The organism is Thiopseudomonas sp. SA1F2-1K, assembly GCF_057443035.1.
Genome location: NZ_CM172014.1, coordinates 1673225 through 1688213 on the forward strand (window position 1 = coordinate 1673225; position 14989 = coordinate 1688213).

General features: G+C 49.5%; 11 protein-coding genes. 5 read left to right on the plus strand and 6 right to left on the minus strand.

All coding sequences use genetic code 11. The features are described 5' to 3' along the window. The first annotated feature begins 4 nt into the window (after positions 1–4). Entirely contained in the window at positions 5–490 is a 486-nt protein-coding gene (locus AC2T15_RS08155) for an LEA/WHy family protein (RefSeq protein WP_486778006.1), read from the plus strand. 9 nt (positions 491–499) lie between these two features. Beyond that, positions 500–961, plus strand: coding sequence for a DUF2489 domain-containing protein (locus tag AC2T15_RS08160; protein WP_486778007.1), 462 nt, complete (start codon positions 500–502; stop codon positions 959–961). 10 nt (positions 962–971) lie between these two features. Here AC2T15_RS08160 and AC2T15_RS08165 read toward each other — a convergent pair whose 3' ends face one another. The 6 genes from AC2T15_RS08165 to AC2T15_RS08190 all read right to left on the minus strand — a co-directional run bounded on the left by AC2T15_RS08165 (position 972) and on the right by AC2T15_RS08190 (position 9128). Then, on the minus strand, positions 972–1433 hold the full coding sequence (locus AC2T15_RS08165) for a regulatory protein RecX (RefSeq protein ID WP_486778008.1): 462 nt from the start codon (positions 1431–1433) through the stop codon (positions 972–974). A gap of 84 nt (positions 1434–1517) precedes the next feature. Continuing rightward, positions 1518–2558: a recombinase RecA gene (recA, locus tag AC2T15_RS08170; RefSeq protein WP_053101487.1), complete on the minus strand. Its 1041-nt coding sequence runs from the start codon at positions 2556–2558 to the stop codon at positions 1518–1520. Between the two features lie 96 nt (positions 2559–2654). After that, positions 2655–3164 carry a CinA family protein gene (locus AC2T15_RS08175; RefSeq protein ID WP_486778009.1) on the minus strand — a complete coding sequence of 170 codons (510 nt, stop codon included), beginning with the start codon at positions 3162–3164 and terminating at the stop codon, positions 2655–2657. An 8-nt stretch (positions 3165–3172) separates the two neighbouring features. Beyond that, positions 3173–4891: a bifunctional isocitrate dehydrogenase kinase/phosphatase gene (gene aceK / locus AC2T15_RS08180; protein ID WP_486778010.1), complete on the minus strand. Its 1719-nt coding sequence runs from the start codon at positions 4889–4891 to the stop codon at positions 3173–3175. Positions 4892–4971: 80 nt separating this feature from the next. Beyond that, a complete protein-coding gene (smc, locus tag AC2T15_RS08185; protein ID WP_486778011.1) occupies positions 4972–8466 on the minus strand; it encodes a chromosome segregation protein SMC in 3495 nt (1164 codons plus the stop codon). A gap of 2 nt (positions 8467–8468) precedes the next feature. Then, positions 8469–9128 carry a GntR family transcriptional regulator gene (locus AC2T15_RS08190; RefSeq protein ID WP_486778012.1) on the minus strand — a complete coding sequence of 220 codons (660 nt, stop codon included), beginning with the start codon at positions 9126–9128 and terminating at the stop codon, positions 8469–8471. 210 nt (positions 9129–9338) lie between these two features. Here AC2T15_RS08190 and mnmC point away from each other — a divergent pair, with 210 nt between their 5' ends. From mnmC to leuS, 3 genes are all read left to right on the plus strand, one after another. After that, a complete protein-coding gene (gene mnmC, locus AC2T15_RS08195) occupies positions 9339–11291 on the plus strand; it encodes a bifunctional tRNA (5-methylaminomethyl-2-thiouridine)(34)-methyltransferase MnmC2/FAD-dependent 5-carboxymethylaminomethyl-2-thiouridine(34) oxidoreductase MnmC1 (RefSeq protein WP_486778013.1) in 1953 nt (650 codons plus the stop codon). 35 nt (positions 11292–11326) lie between these two features. Further along, entirely contained in the window at positions 11327–12154 is an 828-nt protein-coding gene (locus AC2T15_RS08200; RefSeq protein WP_486778014.1) for a YdcF family protein, read from the plus strand. A gap of 204 nt (positions 12155–12358) precedes the next feature. After that, on the plus strand, positions 12359–14977 hold the full coding sequence (gene leuS / locus AC2T15_RS08205) for a leucine--tRNA ligase (protein ID WP_053102125.1): 2619 nt from the start codon (positions 12359–12361) through the stop codon (positions 14975–14977). The last annotated feature ends 12 nt before the right edge of the window (positions 14978–14989 follow it).

Sequence of the window (14989 nt, forward strand, 5' to 3'; positions counted from 1 at the left end):
ATTCATGATGGCATTGACCGCAACGCGTACCTTCCTACTGACGTTAATGGCGCTTATTGTAACGCTTAGCGCCACCGGCTGCGCAAGCCGATCGGCCGCCCTGCAATCTCCCGAGGTCCAATTAGTCGACGCCGAAGTAGTACGCGCCAAACTCTTAGAGCAAGAGTTTTTATTACGTTTTCGAATTGATAATCCCAACGACAGCCCGTTATCTCTGCGACAAATCAACTATCAATTGAACTTAAATGGCATTCCTCTAGCTACCGATCAGCGCAATATTAACCTGAACGTACCCGCACACCAGTACGCCTACCTCGAGTTGCCTGTGTTTACCAACCTGTGGCGACACCTAAAAACTTTAATTAGCACCATCAAACAACCCACTGAGCCAGTGCAATATTCACTGCAAGCTGAAGTAAGTACTGGTAGACTTTTCCGCCAATCGTTTAACGTACAGCGTAACGGCACCCTGACTCCCGAAAGTTTTTAATGGTTATTTATGCTTAATCACTCCACCTCTTTGATTTTTTGGCTAATTAGCGCACTCCTGATTATTGCCGCCTTAAGTGCCTACGCCCTGATACTGTGGAAGCGGGTATGGCACAACCAAGCGACAACCAAACAGGTAACTGAAGCGCGCTTACAGTCAATTAAAAATGATTTAGTGATTATTGCCAAATCTTACCAAGCCCATCAGTTGCCAACGATTGAAGGCGCTATTCGGCTTAAAGTGTTGCTCGATAACTTCGATCCACTGTATTCACAACAGCCTGAATTTAACGTGCTACATCAAATCTATGAGGCCACCCAGCACATCCCAACCCATGATGCTTGGAAAGCCTTACCTAAAACCGAGAAAAAACAGTACGAACAGCTATTTAGTCAACTAGAAAGCACTCACCAACACACACTGAACCTTGCCGTTGAGGCGTTACTCAAGAGGCTAACGCGCCCTTCTTAGACTCGGCATACTAGGCTTGCTCCGCCAAACGATCAAACAAACTAAAAATCGCTGCCGCTGCAAAGCCACGATAGGCTAGAAAGCGCAATTGCTTGGCTTTTTCTTTCTGATCTTGGGGCAACTGGCCAAATTTTTTCTGCCACACCTGTTCCAGCACAGCCGACCAATCGCCCTCGAAGTTGGTCAATCCTTCGGCAATCAGCTCCTGTGAAATACCTTTATGTTGCAACTCCTCACGGAGTCGCAGCGGTCCTTTACCAGAATAAGCACGACTACGGATAAAGCTATCAACAAAGCGCTCATCACTCTGCAGGCCTTGGGCTTGTAAGCGCTCAATTACAGCCTGAATCACTGCAAGGGCAAATTCGCGCTGAGCAAGCTTTTGCCCTAGCTCTGCCGCACTATGCTCTCTTCTTGCCAATAAGTTCATCGCTGCAAAACGTGCTTGACTGACAGCTTGCTCATCTACCATGCCTAGCTCCTTATGCCTATTTTCTTCTACAAAAAAGCCTTGCTAGCAGCACGCTAAGCAAGGCTTAAAGGGGACTCTAATTAGCTATTCTTCAGGTGACTGCTCTGGTTCTTCTTCTGTCGCTGCTGCCGGTGGCACTACCGATAATAGTTGCTCACGAATTTGTTTTTCTAAACTGGCGCATAGCTCTGGGTTTTCTTCTAAATAACGAGCCGAGTTGGCCTTACCTTGACCAATTTTTGTGCCTTGATGGCTATACCAAGCACCGGCTTTATCAAGCAACCCTAGCTGTACACCCAAATCAATAATTTCGCCGGTACGATAAATTCCACGACCATACATAATCTGGAACTCAGCCTGACGGAATGGTGGCGCCACCTTGTTTTTCACCACTTTTACCCGTGTTTCGCTACCGGTGATTTCATCACCCTCTTTAACTGCGCCAATCCGGCGAATATCTAAACGCACCGAAGAGTAGAATTTCAATGCATTACCGCCGGTAGTGGTTTCAGGGTTACCAAACATAACCCCGATTTTCATCCGAATTTGGTTAATAAAGATCACCAAGCAATTGGCATTTTTGATGTTACCAGTGATTTTACGTAAAGCTTGACTCATTAAGCGCGCTTGCAGTCCGACGTGGGTATCCCCCATTTCGCCTTCAATTTCGGCTTTAGGTACTAGCGCGGCAACTGAGTCCACCACAATCACGTCAACGGCGTTAGAGCGCACTAACATGTCGGTGATTTCCAGTGCTTGCTCACCAGTATCTGGCTGGGAAACTAACAGATCATCAACATTGACTCCCAACTTGCCTGCATACTCAGGATCTAGCGCATGCTCAGCATCAACGAAGGCACAGGTTGCCCCTTGTTTTTGGGCTTCAGCAATGACCGATAGTGTGAGCGTGGTTTTACCAGAGGACTCAGGCCCATAAATTTCAACAATACGGCCCTTAGGTAAACCACCAATGCCTAAAGCGATATCCAGCCCTAATGAACCCGTTGAGATCGCAGGAATTGCTTGACGCTCGTGATCACCCATCCGCATCACCGCGCCCTTACCAAACTGACGCTCAATTTGGCCAAGCGCTGCCGCTAGCGCGCGTTTTTTATTCTCATCCATTATGAAACCTCATGCATACTTAGGGCTTTCGCCATTACTGTATAGTTAACCAGTATTATCACTGATTTTAATTCGAGGTGCAAACCTTTTCCTCATTCAGTCTAGTAGCTTATCGGTTTCCAGCAACTGAATTAACCCCTTAAGTGCAGTCTGTACCGTGTACGCCCGCACCTGCTGCCGATCTCCAGCAAATACATAGGTACGGGTATAACTTATTGCCCCTTTGCACCAAGCAAAACAGACAGTACCTACCGGCTTTTGTGGCGTACCACCACCTGGTCCTGCAATGCCACTCACTGCGACCGATAACTCAGCTTGTGCCCTAACAAGCGCTCCTTCAGCCATGGCTTTAGCCACAGGTTCACTGACAGCACCATAGCTGGCTAACGTTTGCTCGGGCACCGCTAGCAGCGCTTGCTTTTGCTCATTGGAATAGGTAACCCAACCGGCTTCAAACCACGCTGAACTACCGGCAATCCGAGTGATTGCCTCAGCAATTCCACCGCCAGTACACGACTCAGCGGTGGTAACAACTGCTTGTTGCGCCAGCAGCAACTCTCCAAGCCTAGCCGCCAGTTGAGTAATCTGTAATTGATCGCTTGGCATCCTTAATCTCACTCGATATGTTTACGTTTATAGGGATACACATCGATCACTTTGCCGGCCAAAATGGCGTCTTGTAAACTTTTCCAGTATTTGGCAGTAAACAGATCGCCATGCAGCTTACTAAAGATCCGGCGCAATTTGATATCAGTAAATAAAAATCGGGGAAACTCCTCGGGAAACACATCATTTGGCGCTACCGAGTACCAAGGCTCTGCGGCAAACTCATCTTCTGGATAACGTGGCTCGGGGATATCGCGAAAGTTTATTTCAGTCAGATAACAGATTTCATCATAGTCATAGAAAACCACGCGACCATGGCGGGTAACACCAAAGTTTTTCAACAGCATGTCGCCTGGAAAAATATTGGCCGCCGCTAACTGTTTAATTGCCATGCCATAATCTTCTAGCGCATTTAGGGTTTGCTCTTCACTGGCATTTTCTAAGTAAATATTCAGCGGAATCATTCGCCGCTCAGTCCAGCAGTGTCGAATCAGCACCTCATCACCCTGCACCTCAACCGTACTGGGTGCATCTTCCAGCAGCTCGGCTAAACACTCAGGATCAAACTTATCCTTAGGAAAGCGCAAATCCGTAAACTCTTGGGTATCGGCCATACGCCCTACTCGATCCACGTGCTTAACTAAGCGGTAGCGATCCAACACCGTCGCTCGATCAACGGTTTTAGACGGCGAGAAGCGATCTTTTATCAGCTTAAATACCGTACTGAAGCCTGGTAGCGTAAAGACCGTCATCACCATGCCTCGAATCCCCGGCGCCATCATAAAGCGATCATCAGTGGTTTCTAAATGGCGACGTAAATTACGGTAAAACTCCGTTTTACCTTGCTTGTAAAAACCAATTGAGGTGTAGAGTTCAGAAATATCTTTACGCGGCAAAATACGCTGCAGAAAGTTAACAAACTCAGCCGGATACGCCACGCGCACCATAAAGTAAGAACGGGTAAAGGAGAAGATAATCGATACCTCCGCCTCATCGACAATCGCCGCATCTAACCGAATCCCTTCGCCCTCACGATTAACAATGGCGATCACTAACGGCCATTGCTCGTCTTGGGTAAAGATGCGCCCCACCACATAGGCACCCTTATTGCGGTACAACCGAGAGCTGTATAACTCAATGGTTAGGTCGGTATCTTTGCAGACCCAATCGGGCAAGTTTTTACGCAGCTGAGCCTCTAAGCGCTCGATATCACCAGCCTGATCAGCATAGGGCACGCTAAACTGGTAGTCTTCAGAAATTTTTTGCAGCGCTGCGTGCAGATCACCTTGAGGGCGATAAATCCGAATTTGCATGGGCGTGTCATTGCGATGCAGTTCCGCGCGAGTACTGGTCACAAACATGCATTCATCAGTGATTAAATCATGACTAAATAAGGAGTTAAAAATCGAGTTAAACCACGTTTCGGATAACTCATCATCCAGCCTTAAATCAATTTGCCCAATATAGGAGCGTTTTATATCTGGCCAGCAGTCAATATTCAGTAACACCTCTTCGCCATAATCGTTAATTAATTGATCACGGGTAGTGGCTACACACTCTTTATAGAGTTGAATTCGAGCGGCGGCGGCTTGTTGGATTTCTTGCCACTGAGCTTGCTCAAAACGCTTACGCGCCACATTGGTAATATCACGAAAGCGATCGCGATAATCATCAAAGCCTTCAAGTATTTGCCGCGCTAAGGCAACGGCAGGACAGGCAATAACCATAGATACAGTCCTTGAGAATAAAGTAAATAACCTGAGCTTACCGAGAGAACAGCAACTGCAGCAAGTTTCTTTGCAACAGACTAGCTCTCTGCCAGGGCAGCAGCCTCTTCTACGTTAACCGCAACCAAACGAGAGCAACCTGGCTCATGCATAGTGACCCCTAATAACTGATCTGCTTTTTCCATAGCGATCTTATTGTGGGTGATATAAATAAACTGCACGCTATCTGACATTTCTTTAACTAGATTGGCATAGCGCCCCACGTTAGCGTCATCTAAGGGCGCATCCACCTCATCGAGCATGCAAAATGGTGCAGGATTTAATTGAAAAATCGCAAACACTAAAGATAACGCGGTGAGCGCTTTTTCACCGCCCGACAATAAGTGAATGGTGCTGTTTTTCTTGCCTGGTGGCTGGGCCATAATCGCCACTCCGGTGCTTAATAAATCATCACCGGTTAGCTCTAAGCTGGCATTTCCACCACCAAACACCTTAGGAAATAAACGCTGCAAACCACTATTTACTCGCTCAAAGGTGTCGCGAAAACGCTGACGCGTTTCCTGATCAATTTTCTCAATCACCGTTTGTAGCGTATGCAAGGCTTCGTTCAGGTCGGCATCTTGGGCATCCAGATAAGCTTTGCGCGTAGACTGCAACTGAAACTCTTCAATGGCGGCTAAGTTGATTGCACCTAAGCGTTCAATGGCTTGGGCCACCTGTTGCAGCTCTTGTTCCCAATCACTGATCACTGCGCTTGCGGGGAGCAGCTCAAGTAACGCGGCCAGAGCAAAACCACTGTCTTGAATCTGCTCTTGCTGATTATCCCGCCGCACCATCACTTCATGCCCTGCTAATTGAGCCTGTTGCACGCTGTCACGCAACTGCTGCACCCGCTGCTCAAAAGTTAAGCGTGACTGTTCTTGTTGGCGTAATTGCGCGGTTATCTGCTCTAACTGCTGCCGCGCTTCGCGCAAGCCTTCATCGGCCAGCAAGCGCTCGGCAAGCTGCTCTTCAAGCAGGGCTTGCAGCTCTGTTACCGGATCTCCTTGCTCAGCTAACTCGAGCTGTAATTGCTGATGCCGGCTACCGGCTCGCGCCACCTGTTGCGCAGTACGGGCTAAGGCTTGCTCAGTTGACTGACGCTGAGCACGCAAGGTGTTTAATTGCAATTCAAGCTGATGCTGGCTGTGCTGCGCCTGCTGTGCCTGTTGACGCAACATCCGCAGTTGCGCAGTTAACTGCTCGCGGGTATGTTCTAGCTTTTGTTTGTGCTGGGTGTGATCAGCCATCTGCTCAATGGCCTGCTCCAATGTGAGCCTTGCCTCGGCCAGTTGCTCTTGCTCAAGGCTAATATTTTCCTCTAACTCACCCATTTCCTGCTGTAACTGCTGCTGACGTTGCTGCAACTGCTCCACTCGAGCCTGAAAAATACTACCTTGTGCCTGCTGCTGCGCCTGCTCGTTCGCCAATCCCTGTTGCGTAGCTAATAACTGTTGCCGCTGCTGCTCTAAATCCACTAACAGCGCCTGTTGCTGTTGCAAGGCTTGCTTGGCCCGGGCCAGCTCTTGGGTAAGCTGCTGCAGCTGTAGTTCTAATGATTGCAACTGCTGAGCACGCTGTAACACGCCTGCTTGCTGGGCATCTGCGGCAAAAAAACGTATAAAGTTGGCGCCTAACCAATAGCCTTCAGCAGTGACGATTGACTCTCCCGCCTGCAACGTTGCCAACCGCGCTTGCGCTTGGGCGAAACTATCAGCCGTTTTAATCCCTGCCAGCCAAGGACTTAAATCATAGGCACACTTCACTTTTGCCAGCAGCTCATCTTCTGCTGCAGGCAGGGAAGCGGTGCTTGGCGTAATGAAACTGACGCTCTCCGGCGGTGCACTAGCAAAGGCAGCATAAGGTAGCGATGTACTACAAAAGCTTTGCAGCTGAACGCCTAATAACGCTTCTAATATTGCTTCCCAGCCCGGTTCAACAGTTAATTGCTCAGCCAAGCTGGCTAGATTTTGCAACTGTTGTTGCTGCAACCACTGGACTAATTGCTGATTATCAGTGCCTAAAGCGGCTTCTTGTAAGGCTTGTAATGAAGCCTGCTGTCCAATCAAGCGCTGCTGAGCGGCGCTGTGCTGCTCGACTAACTGCAGACTCTGCTCAATTCGTGCATGTTGTTGGCTCAGCTGCTCCTGCACCCCTTCTAGACTGAGTGCCAGCTCGGCTTGCTGCTCAGCAAGTAGCGTTTGCTGCGCTACGTTCTCGCTTAGGGCCTGTTGTTGCTGATCAATGTTGAGTAGTTGCGCTTCATCTTGATGACGCCGTAAGCGTTCAGCATAACGACTCAGCTGCACTTCAGTTTGCTGTATGCGGTTTTGTTCAAGATCTGCCTGATGGAGCGCCGCTGCATGCTGCTCAGTAAACACTTCCCAGCTTTGTTGCCATTGCAGCTGCTCGGCCTCTAACGTCTCCAGTTCTAAGCGAAAAGCGGCTACCTGCTCTTGCTGTAAACGAGCTTCAGGTTCTAACTCAGCCAGCTCAGCAATTACGCCTTCTAAGGTAAGCTGATCTTGTGCTAACTCTTCAGCCAAGCTGCGCTGTTGCTGTTCAGCCTCTAAGGCTTGTTGCTGCAACTTACGTTGTTGCTGATGATGATGGTTAATACTTTGCTCAAGCTTGGCCACTTCAGCGCCAACGCTATAAAACAAGGCTTGCTGCCGATTAAAGGCCTCGTTTTGCTCAAAGTGCTGCTGACGATACTGTTCAATCAGTGCATCGGCTTGGCGCTGCTCACTGATCAAGCGCTCTAACTCCAGCTCTTGTAACTGCAACGCCTGATCACGCTGCCGCACTTCGGCATCTAATGCCCGCCAACGCAGCGCCATTAATTGCGCCTTGAGCTGCCGTTCTTGGCTTTTTAACTCGGTATAAGTCTTAGCGTCCGCAGCTTGACGCTCTAAACGCTCTACTTGACGCCCCAACTCCTGGCGTAAATCAGTCAAACGCGCTAAGTTTTCTTCAGTGCGTCGAATACGATTTTCGGTCTCGCGCCGACGCTCTTTATATTTAGAAATTCCTGCAGCTTCTTCTAAAAAAACCCGCAGTTCTTCTGGCTTAGCTTCTACCAAGCGTGAAATCATTCCTTGCTCGATAATGGCGTAACTGCGCGGTCCTAAACCGGTGCCTAAGAAAATATCGGTAATATCTCGGCGGCGACACTTAGCGCCATTGAGAAAGTAGCTGCTTTGCCCGTCTCTACTTACCAAGCGGCGTACCGAAATTTCGTTATAGGCTGCGTACTCGCCTAACAGACCGCCGGCACTGTTATCAAACACCAGCTCGATACTGGCTTGAAATATAGGCTTACGGGTGTTAGAGCCATTGAAGATGACATCGGTCATCGACTCACCGCGTAAATTTTTTGCCGAGCTTTCGCCAAGTACCCAGCGCACTGCGTCAATCACATTGGACTTACCGCATCCGTTCGGGCCGACCACCGCGGTCATATTACTTGGAAAGTAAGCGGTGGTTGGATCCACAAAGGATTTAAAACCCGCTAAACGAATACACTTGAGACGCAAACCTAACCCTCAGCCAAAGATGCCAGCACTAATTTACAATTGTGCTGATTATACTCTTTAACCACTTCTTCAAGTAAGGGAATATCGCGTTCGCGCACCGCCATTAATAAGCGATCAAACTTGCGGGTAAAGCTGGCCATTTCATCCCGACGACGCTCAAGCGCCATATGATAGGTGCGACTAATCGCTGGAATCAGGTTTTCAATCGCCTGCATTAAAAATGGATTACCCGCAATTGGCCCAGCAGCACGTAAAATAGCAAAACTATGCTCAACAAAACCGCGCAAGTTACGTTGCTGCATACTGTGCTCTAGCTGGCGTCTTACATCAACAAACACCATCAATTGTGACTCAGTTTGCCAACGCTGGGCGGTAAAGGTTCCCAGCTGGGTGTAAAGCATGCTGCTAAACTCGTACAGTGCTCCCACGTTTTCGGTGGTTAATTGTTTTACCTGGGCACCCCGACGCGGAAAAATATCCACTAACTGCTGACGCTGCAAAATAAGTAGCGCTTCGCGAACGGAACCACGACTGACCTGTAAATCAGCCGTAACCGCTTGCTCACGAATCGGTGTACCACTGGTTAACTCCCCACAAATAATTCGCTCACCTAAATTTGCAGCGATCTGTTCTGCAAGATTGCCCGAACTTTTCTGACTCATAGCTTCTCCAAACTACTCAGTGGCTGCCAATGCATTCACTCATTGATTTTATTATCGAAAGAACAACTCTATCTGAGCACCTTAAAGCATGAAGTATACCTATTTCACTGCTTGAGGTAACAACTAGAACTGCTCGTTCACGTGTCTTTAGCGCTGCTAATTAAGGTAAACTGCGGCTTTATGTTACTGCTAAATCACTAAGAGCTTGTTATGCCAGACCCCTTACACGCCAAACTCGAATGGGATGCTGAAGGTCTACCGTCCTCGACGGTGTTTGATGATGTGTACTTTTCCAAAGCCAATGGCTTAGCCGAAACCCGCTATGTATTTTTGCAGCACAATGGTTTTCCTGAGCGCTTTGCCGAGCTTGCCCCCAATAGCTGCTGCACCCTTGGTGAAACAGGGTTTGGCACCGGGCTCAACTTTTTATGCACTTATCAGGCATTTTTAGCCGCGGCGCCGACCACCGCCCAGTTGCACTTTATTAGCGTAGAAAAATTTCCGCTGACGGCTACTGATTTAAAGCAAGCCTTAGCTTTATGGCCCGAACTGGCAGAGCTGGCCGCTGAGCTCTGTGCTCAGTACCAAGCAGTGCAACCAGGCTTTCAGCATTTTATCTTTGCCCAGGGCCGGGTGCGCCTTACCTTAATAATTGATGATGCAATTCAAGGTCTTGCCCAGCTGGATGCTCAAGTCGATGCGTGGTTTTTAGATGGCTTTGCCCCAGCCAAGAATCCAGAGATGTGGAATCAGCAGCTCTTCCAGCAACTGGCGCGCCTCTCGCACCCAAAGACTACCTTAGCCACCTTTACCAGTGCTGGCTTTGTGCGGCGCGGCTTAATTGCCGCCGGTTTTGCTATGCAGCGTTGCCCAGGGTTTGGCACCAAACGCGAAATGCTGCAAGGCCAGTTTAATGCCTGCAGCCTGCAGCACTCACCTTTATCTGCTTGGTTTGCCCGCCCCCGCGCAACGTCGACAGCACCACAAGCCATCGTGATTGGCGCCGGCTTAGCGGGGGCCGCCAGCGCTTACAGCTTGGCTATTCGCGGCTGGCAAGTTCAGGTGTTTGATCAAGCCAAGCAGGTTGCCAGTGCCGCCTCGGGCAATCATCAAGGTGTGCTGTATCTGAAACTCTCAGCCCACGGCACGGCCCTGACCGAGTTAGTACTTGCAGGTTTTGGCTATACCCGCCGTTGGCTAAGCCATCAACTAGACGCAAGCCATTGGGATGCCTGTGGCGTTTTACAGTTGGCGCATAACAGCAAAGCCCAAGCCCGTCAGCAAGAATTAACTCAGTGTTTTCCAGACTCACTGGTACAGGCGTTAAGCGCCGAGCAAGCCTCCACGCAAGCCGGTATCCCTTTGGATAAGCCTGCATTATTTTATCCGGAATCTGGCTGGGTCAGTCCGCGCGCATTGTGTCAGGCGCTGCTTACGCACCCCAATATTCAACTGCACTTAGGGCAAAGCGTAGATAGCCTTAAGTATCATCAGCAGCAATGGCAGCTATATGCTCAGCAGCACCTATTGGCACAGGCCCCGGTATTAATTGTTGCCAATGCGCATCAAGCGCAGCATTTCGCCCAAACGGCACATTTACCGCTTAAGCCGATTCGCGGGCAAACCACCACGCTGCGCCCTTCTGCTCAGTCAAGGCCATTGCAAACGGTAGTCTGCGCCGAAGGTTATATTACTCCGCCCTATTTAGGGCTACATACATGTGGCGCCAGCTTCGATTTTCAGCAACAACACAGTCAATTAACCCCAAGTGAGCAACAGCAAAACCTGCAGCATGTGGCCGCGATTAATCCAGATTTAGCCGCCAGCTTAGCCACCACCGAGCTCAGTGGCCATGCTGCATTTCGCTGCACCACCCCTGATTATTTACCCCTGATTGGTCCTGTGGCAGAGCCCGAGGCCTTTTTAACCGATTATGCGGCCCTCCGAAAAAATGCGAAGCGCACACTTAATGCACCCTGCACTTGGCAAACGGGCTTGTTTGTGAATTTAGGCCATGGTTCGCGCGGCTTAATTAGTGCCCCACTAGCCGGTGAGCTACTAGCTGCCTGGATTACCCAAGAAGCCTTACCAGTCAGCCACAACCTGGCTCAAGCCTGTCATCCTAATCGCTTTTTAGTGCGCCAGTTGATGAAAAACCAGTAACTTAACTTTTCCCTTAAGAACTCCAAGGACGACCGATGCTGCTACGCTTTGTTATCAAATCACTGCTGCTGCCACCTGGCGGTTTATTGCTGCTGTTACTGCTTGGAATACTGCTGCGCCAGCGACTGCCCAAACTGTCTAGCCTCAGTTTAGGCATCAGCTTTCTAGGCTTTTATCTGCTCAGCACCCCAGTACTGACCGAGCACCTAGCCCGCTATTTAGAAACTGAACCGGCACTGCCGAAAGCCCAGTGGGCCCAGTTAGCACAGCAGGCAGACGCTATTGTGGTATTAGGCGCAGGTCGAGAATTTGCCGATCCAGCCTATGACCTTACCGACCAGCCCTCGGTCAATGCCTTGCAACGCCTACGCTACGCCGCACGTTTAGCTAAGGCCTCAGGTCTGCCTATCTTGACCTCTGGCGGACTGCACTTAGGCACTCGCGAGCCGAGCGAAGCCCAGATTATGGCCGATAGTTTGGCCCAAGATTTATCAGTACCGACTGAGTGGGTTGAAGGCAGCAGCCGTACCACCTGGGAAAATGCCACTGACTCTGCAGCAATCCTACTACCCCTGAACAAAACACGTGTGGTTCTAGTGACTCAAGCGTGGCATATGCCGCGCTCACGCTGGAGTTTTGAACAAGCAGGGTTTCAGGTGATTAGTGCCCCTTCCAACTTTTTAACCCCAGTCAACCAACGACCGCTCGGTGGCTGGTTACCTGAGGCCCAAGCTATTTGGCACAATGTGCAACTGCTTAATGAGCTCGCTGGCCAACTAGTGTATCCCTATGCCTATAGCCGACCTAAGCCAAACATGAGTGACTCTGTTACAGAAAAACATTTAACCAGTTTTTCCCCTTAAAGGGCTGGCTCATGTATGCTAAGCAAATATTTTTAATACGCGCGATTTGTCGTAACTTCTTTCCCCATTCGCTTAAATATAAGCGGCTTTATTAGGCTTAGCAGTGCTTCGTGGTAGAAACCTCTGGCTCACTGCAAGATTACGCAAATACCAAGCATTGCCCGCGCGGCCACCGTTTTTTTAACTACTTTTGAAAAAAGAACCATGCAAGAACAGTATTTACCCCTTGAAGTTGAAGCCTCTGCGCAAGAGTATTGGGCAGAAAATAAATCCTTTGAAGTCACCGAAGATAGCAACAAAGAGCCCTATTACTGCCTCTCGATGTTTCCTTATCCCAGTGGTCGCCTGCATATGGGCCACGTGCGCAACTACACCATCGGTGATGTGATTGCCCGTTACCATCGGATGCTAGGTAAAAATGTCCTGCAACCCATGGGCTGGGATGCTTTTGGAATGCCTGCTGAAAACGCAGCGATTCAAAATAAAGTAGCGCCCGCTGAGTGGACCTACCAAAACATGGCCTACATGAAAGAGCAATTTAATCGCTTAGGTTTGGCCATTGATTGGTCGCGGGAAATTACCACCTGCAAGCCTGATTACTATCATTGGGAACAGTTTCTGTTCACCCGCTTATATAAGCGCGGCATCATCTATCAGAAAAAAGGCACCGTAAACTGGGACCCAGTGGACCAAACGGTACTGGCTAATGAGCAAGTAATCGATGGCCGCGGCTGGCGCAGTGATGCGCTGGTTGAAAAGCGCGAAATCCCGATGTATTACTTTAAAATCACCGCCTATGCCGATGAGCTATTGGAAAGCCTAGATAATATGCCGGGCTGGCCAGAGCAAGTAAAAACCATGCAGCGTAACTGGATTGGTAAGAGCTTTGGGGCTGATATCGTCTTTGATTACGACGTTGACAGCATTGGTATGGCAGGTCAGCTTAAGGTCTACTCCACTCGTCCCGATACGTTAATGGGCGCAACCTATGTGGCAGTAGCGGCCGAGCACCCATTGGCTCAACGTGCCGCTGAAAACAATCCGAAGTTAAGTGATTTTATTGCTGAGTGTAAAGCAGGCTCTGTAGCAGAAGCCGATATGGCGACTATGGAGAAAAAAGGCTTCGCCACTGGCCAGTATGTTATTCATCCGCTCAACGGCAAAAAACTACCGGTCTTTGTTGCCAACTACGTGCTGTGGGGCTATGGCGAAGGCGCAGTAATGGCAGTTCCTGCCCACGATGAGCGCGACTTTGAGTTTGCTAACAAGTACCAGCAACCGATTATTCAGGTGTATCAGCCCAAAGACGGCGACAACACCTTCTCTAGCCAGCAATGGCAAGACTGGTATGCTGCAAAAGATGGCTTAGTCACCGTTAACAGCGAGCAATACAATGGCCTCAACTACCAAGAAGCCTTCGATGCAATTGTTGCTGAGTTAGAGAAAACACAACATGGTGAGCGCAAAACCCAGTTCCGTTTACGCGACTGGGGCATTAGCCGTCAACGTTACTGGGGCTGCCCGATCCCTATTATCCACTGCCCAAGCTGCGGTGATGTGCCGGTTCCAGAAGATCAGCTGCCGGTGGTATTGCCAGAAAATGTGATTCCTGATGGCGCGGGTAATCCTTTAAACAAAATGCCTGAGTTCTATCAGTGCCAATGCCCAACCTGTGGTGCCGACGCACGTCGTGAAACCGATACCATGGACACCTTTGTCGAGTCGTCTTGGTACTACGCGCGCTACGCCTCCCCACAGTACAACCAAGGCTTAGTTGAAAAAAATGCAGCTGATCACTGGCTACCTGTCGATCAGTACATTGGTGGTATTGAGCACGCAATTTTGCACTTACTCTATGCGCGCTTCTTCCATAAGCTGATGCGCGATGAAGGTTTAGTTAAAGGTGATGAGCCCTTCGCTAACTTGCTCACCCAAGGCATGGTGATTGCTGAAACCTACTATCGTCTGCAACCTAACGGCGCTCGGGTGTGGTACAACCCCACCGAAGTTGAGGTGGAGTACGATGCCAAAGGTAAGCCGGTATCGGCCAAGCTTTTAGCCGATGGCGAGCCGGTAGTAATTGGCGGCACCGAGAAAATGTCTAAATCAAAAAATAACGGTGTTGATCCACAGTTTATGATTGATCAGTACGGTGCCGATACCTGTCGTTTATTTATGATGTTTGCCGCTCCCCCCGAGCAAAACCTTGAATGGACTGACGCTGGAGTTGAAGGTGCAAGTCGCTATTTACGTCGTATTTGGCGTTTAGCCCATGCACACGTTAGCCAAGGTATCCCAGCCGCCCTTGAGCTAGCGAATTTAACCGATGCGCAAAAGGATATTCGCCGCGCTACTCATGCCGCCATTAAACATGCCAGCCAGGATGTGGGGCAGTTCCGCAAGTTCAATACCGCGATTGCACAAACCATGAGCCTGATGAATGTCTTAGAAAAAGCCCCGACTGCGACTGAGCAAGATCGCGCGCTGATTCAAGAAGGTTTAGAAGCCATTGTGTTGTTGCTGGCGCCTATCATTCCCCATATGTGCCATGTGCTGTGGAAGAACCTAGGTCACAGTACCGATGTGATTGATACCCCATGGCCAGTTGCCGATGAGTCTGCTCTAGTACAAGACACCCTGACGTTAGTGGTGCAAGTCAACGGCAAGCTCCGCGGACAAATTGAAGTTGCCGCTGACGCTTCGCGTGAAGCAGTAGAAGCCGAAGCACGTGCCAACGAAAACGTCCAACGCTTTACCGAGGGGCAAACCATCCGTAAAGTGATTGTGGTTCCAGGCAAACTGGTTAATATTGTTGCCAACTAAACTTAGCCCCAT

Coding starts and splice junctions, on each gene's coding strand:
- AC2T15_RS08155 (WP_486778006.1), top strand. CDS start 5: ATGATGGCATTGACCGCAACGCGTACCTTCCTACTGACGTTAATGGCG.
- AC2T15_RS08160 (WP_486778007.1), top strand. CDS start 500: ATGCTTAATCACTCCACCTCTTTGATTTTTTGGCTAATTAGCGCACTC.
- AC2T15_RS08165 (WP_486778008.1), bottom strand. CDS start 1,433: ATGGTAGATGAGCAAGCTGTCAGTCAAGCACGTTTTGCAGCGATGAAC.
- recA (WP_053101487.1), bottom strand. CDS start 2,558: ATGGATGAGAATAAAAAACGCGCGCTAGCGGCAGCGCTTGGCCAAATT.
- AC2T15_RS08175 (WP_486778009.1), bottom strand. CDS start 3,164: ATGCCAAGCGATCAATTACAGATTACTCAACTGGCGGCTAGGCTTGGA.
- aceK (WP_486778010.1), bottom strand. CDS start 4,891: ATGGTTATTGCCTGTCCTGCCGTTGCCTTAGCGCGGCAAATACTTGAA.
- AC2T15_RS08190 (WP_486778012.1), bottom strand. CDS start 9,128: ATGAGTCAGAAAAGTTCGGGCAATCTTGCAGAACAGATCGCTGCAAAT.
- mnmC (WP_486778013.1), top strand. CDS start 9,339: ATGCCAGACCCCTTACACGCCAAACTCGAATGGGATGCTGAAGGTCTA.
- AC2T15_RS08200 (WP_486778014.1), top strand. CDS start 11,327: ATGCTGCTACGCTTTGTTATCAAATCACTGCTGCTGCCACCTGGCGGT.
- leuS (WP_053102125.1), top strand. CDS start 12,359: ATGCAAGAACAGTATTTACCCCTTGAAGTTGAAGCCTCTGCGCAAGAG.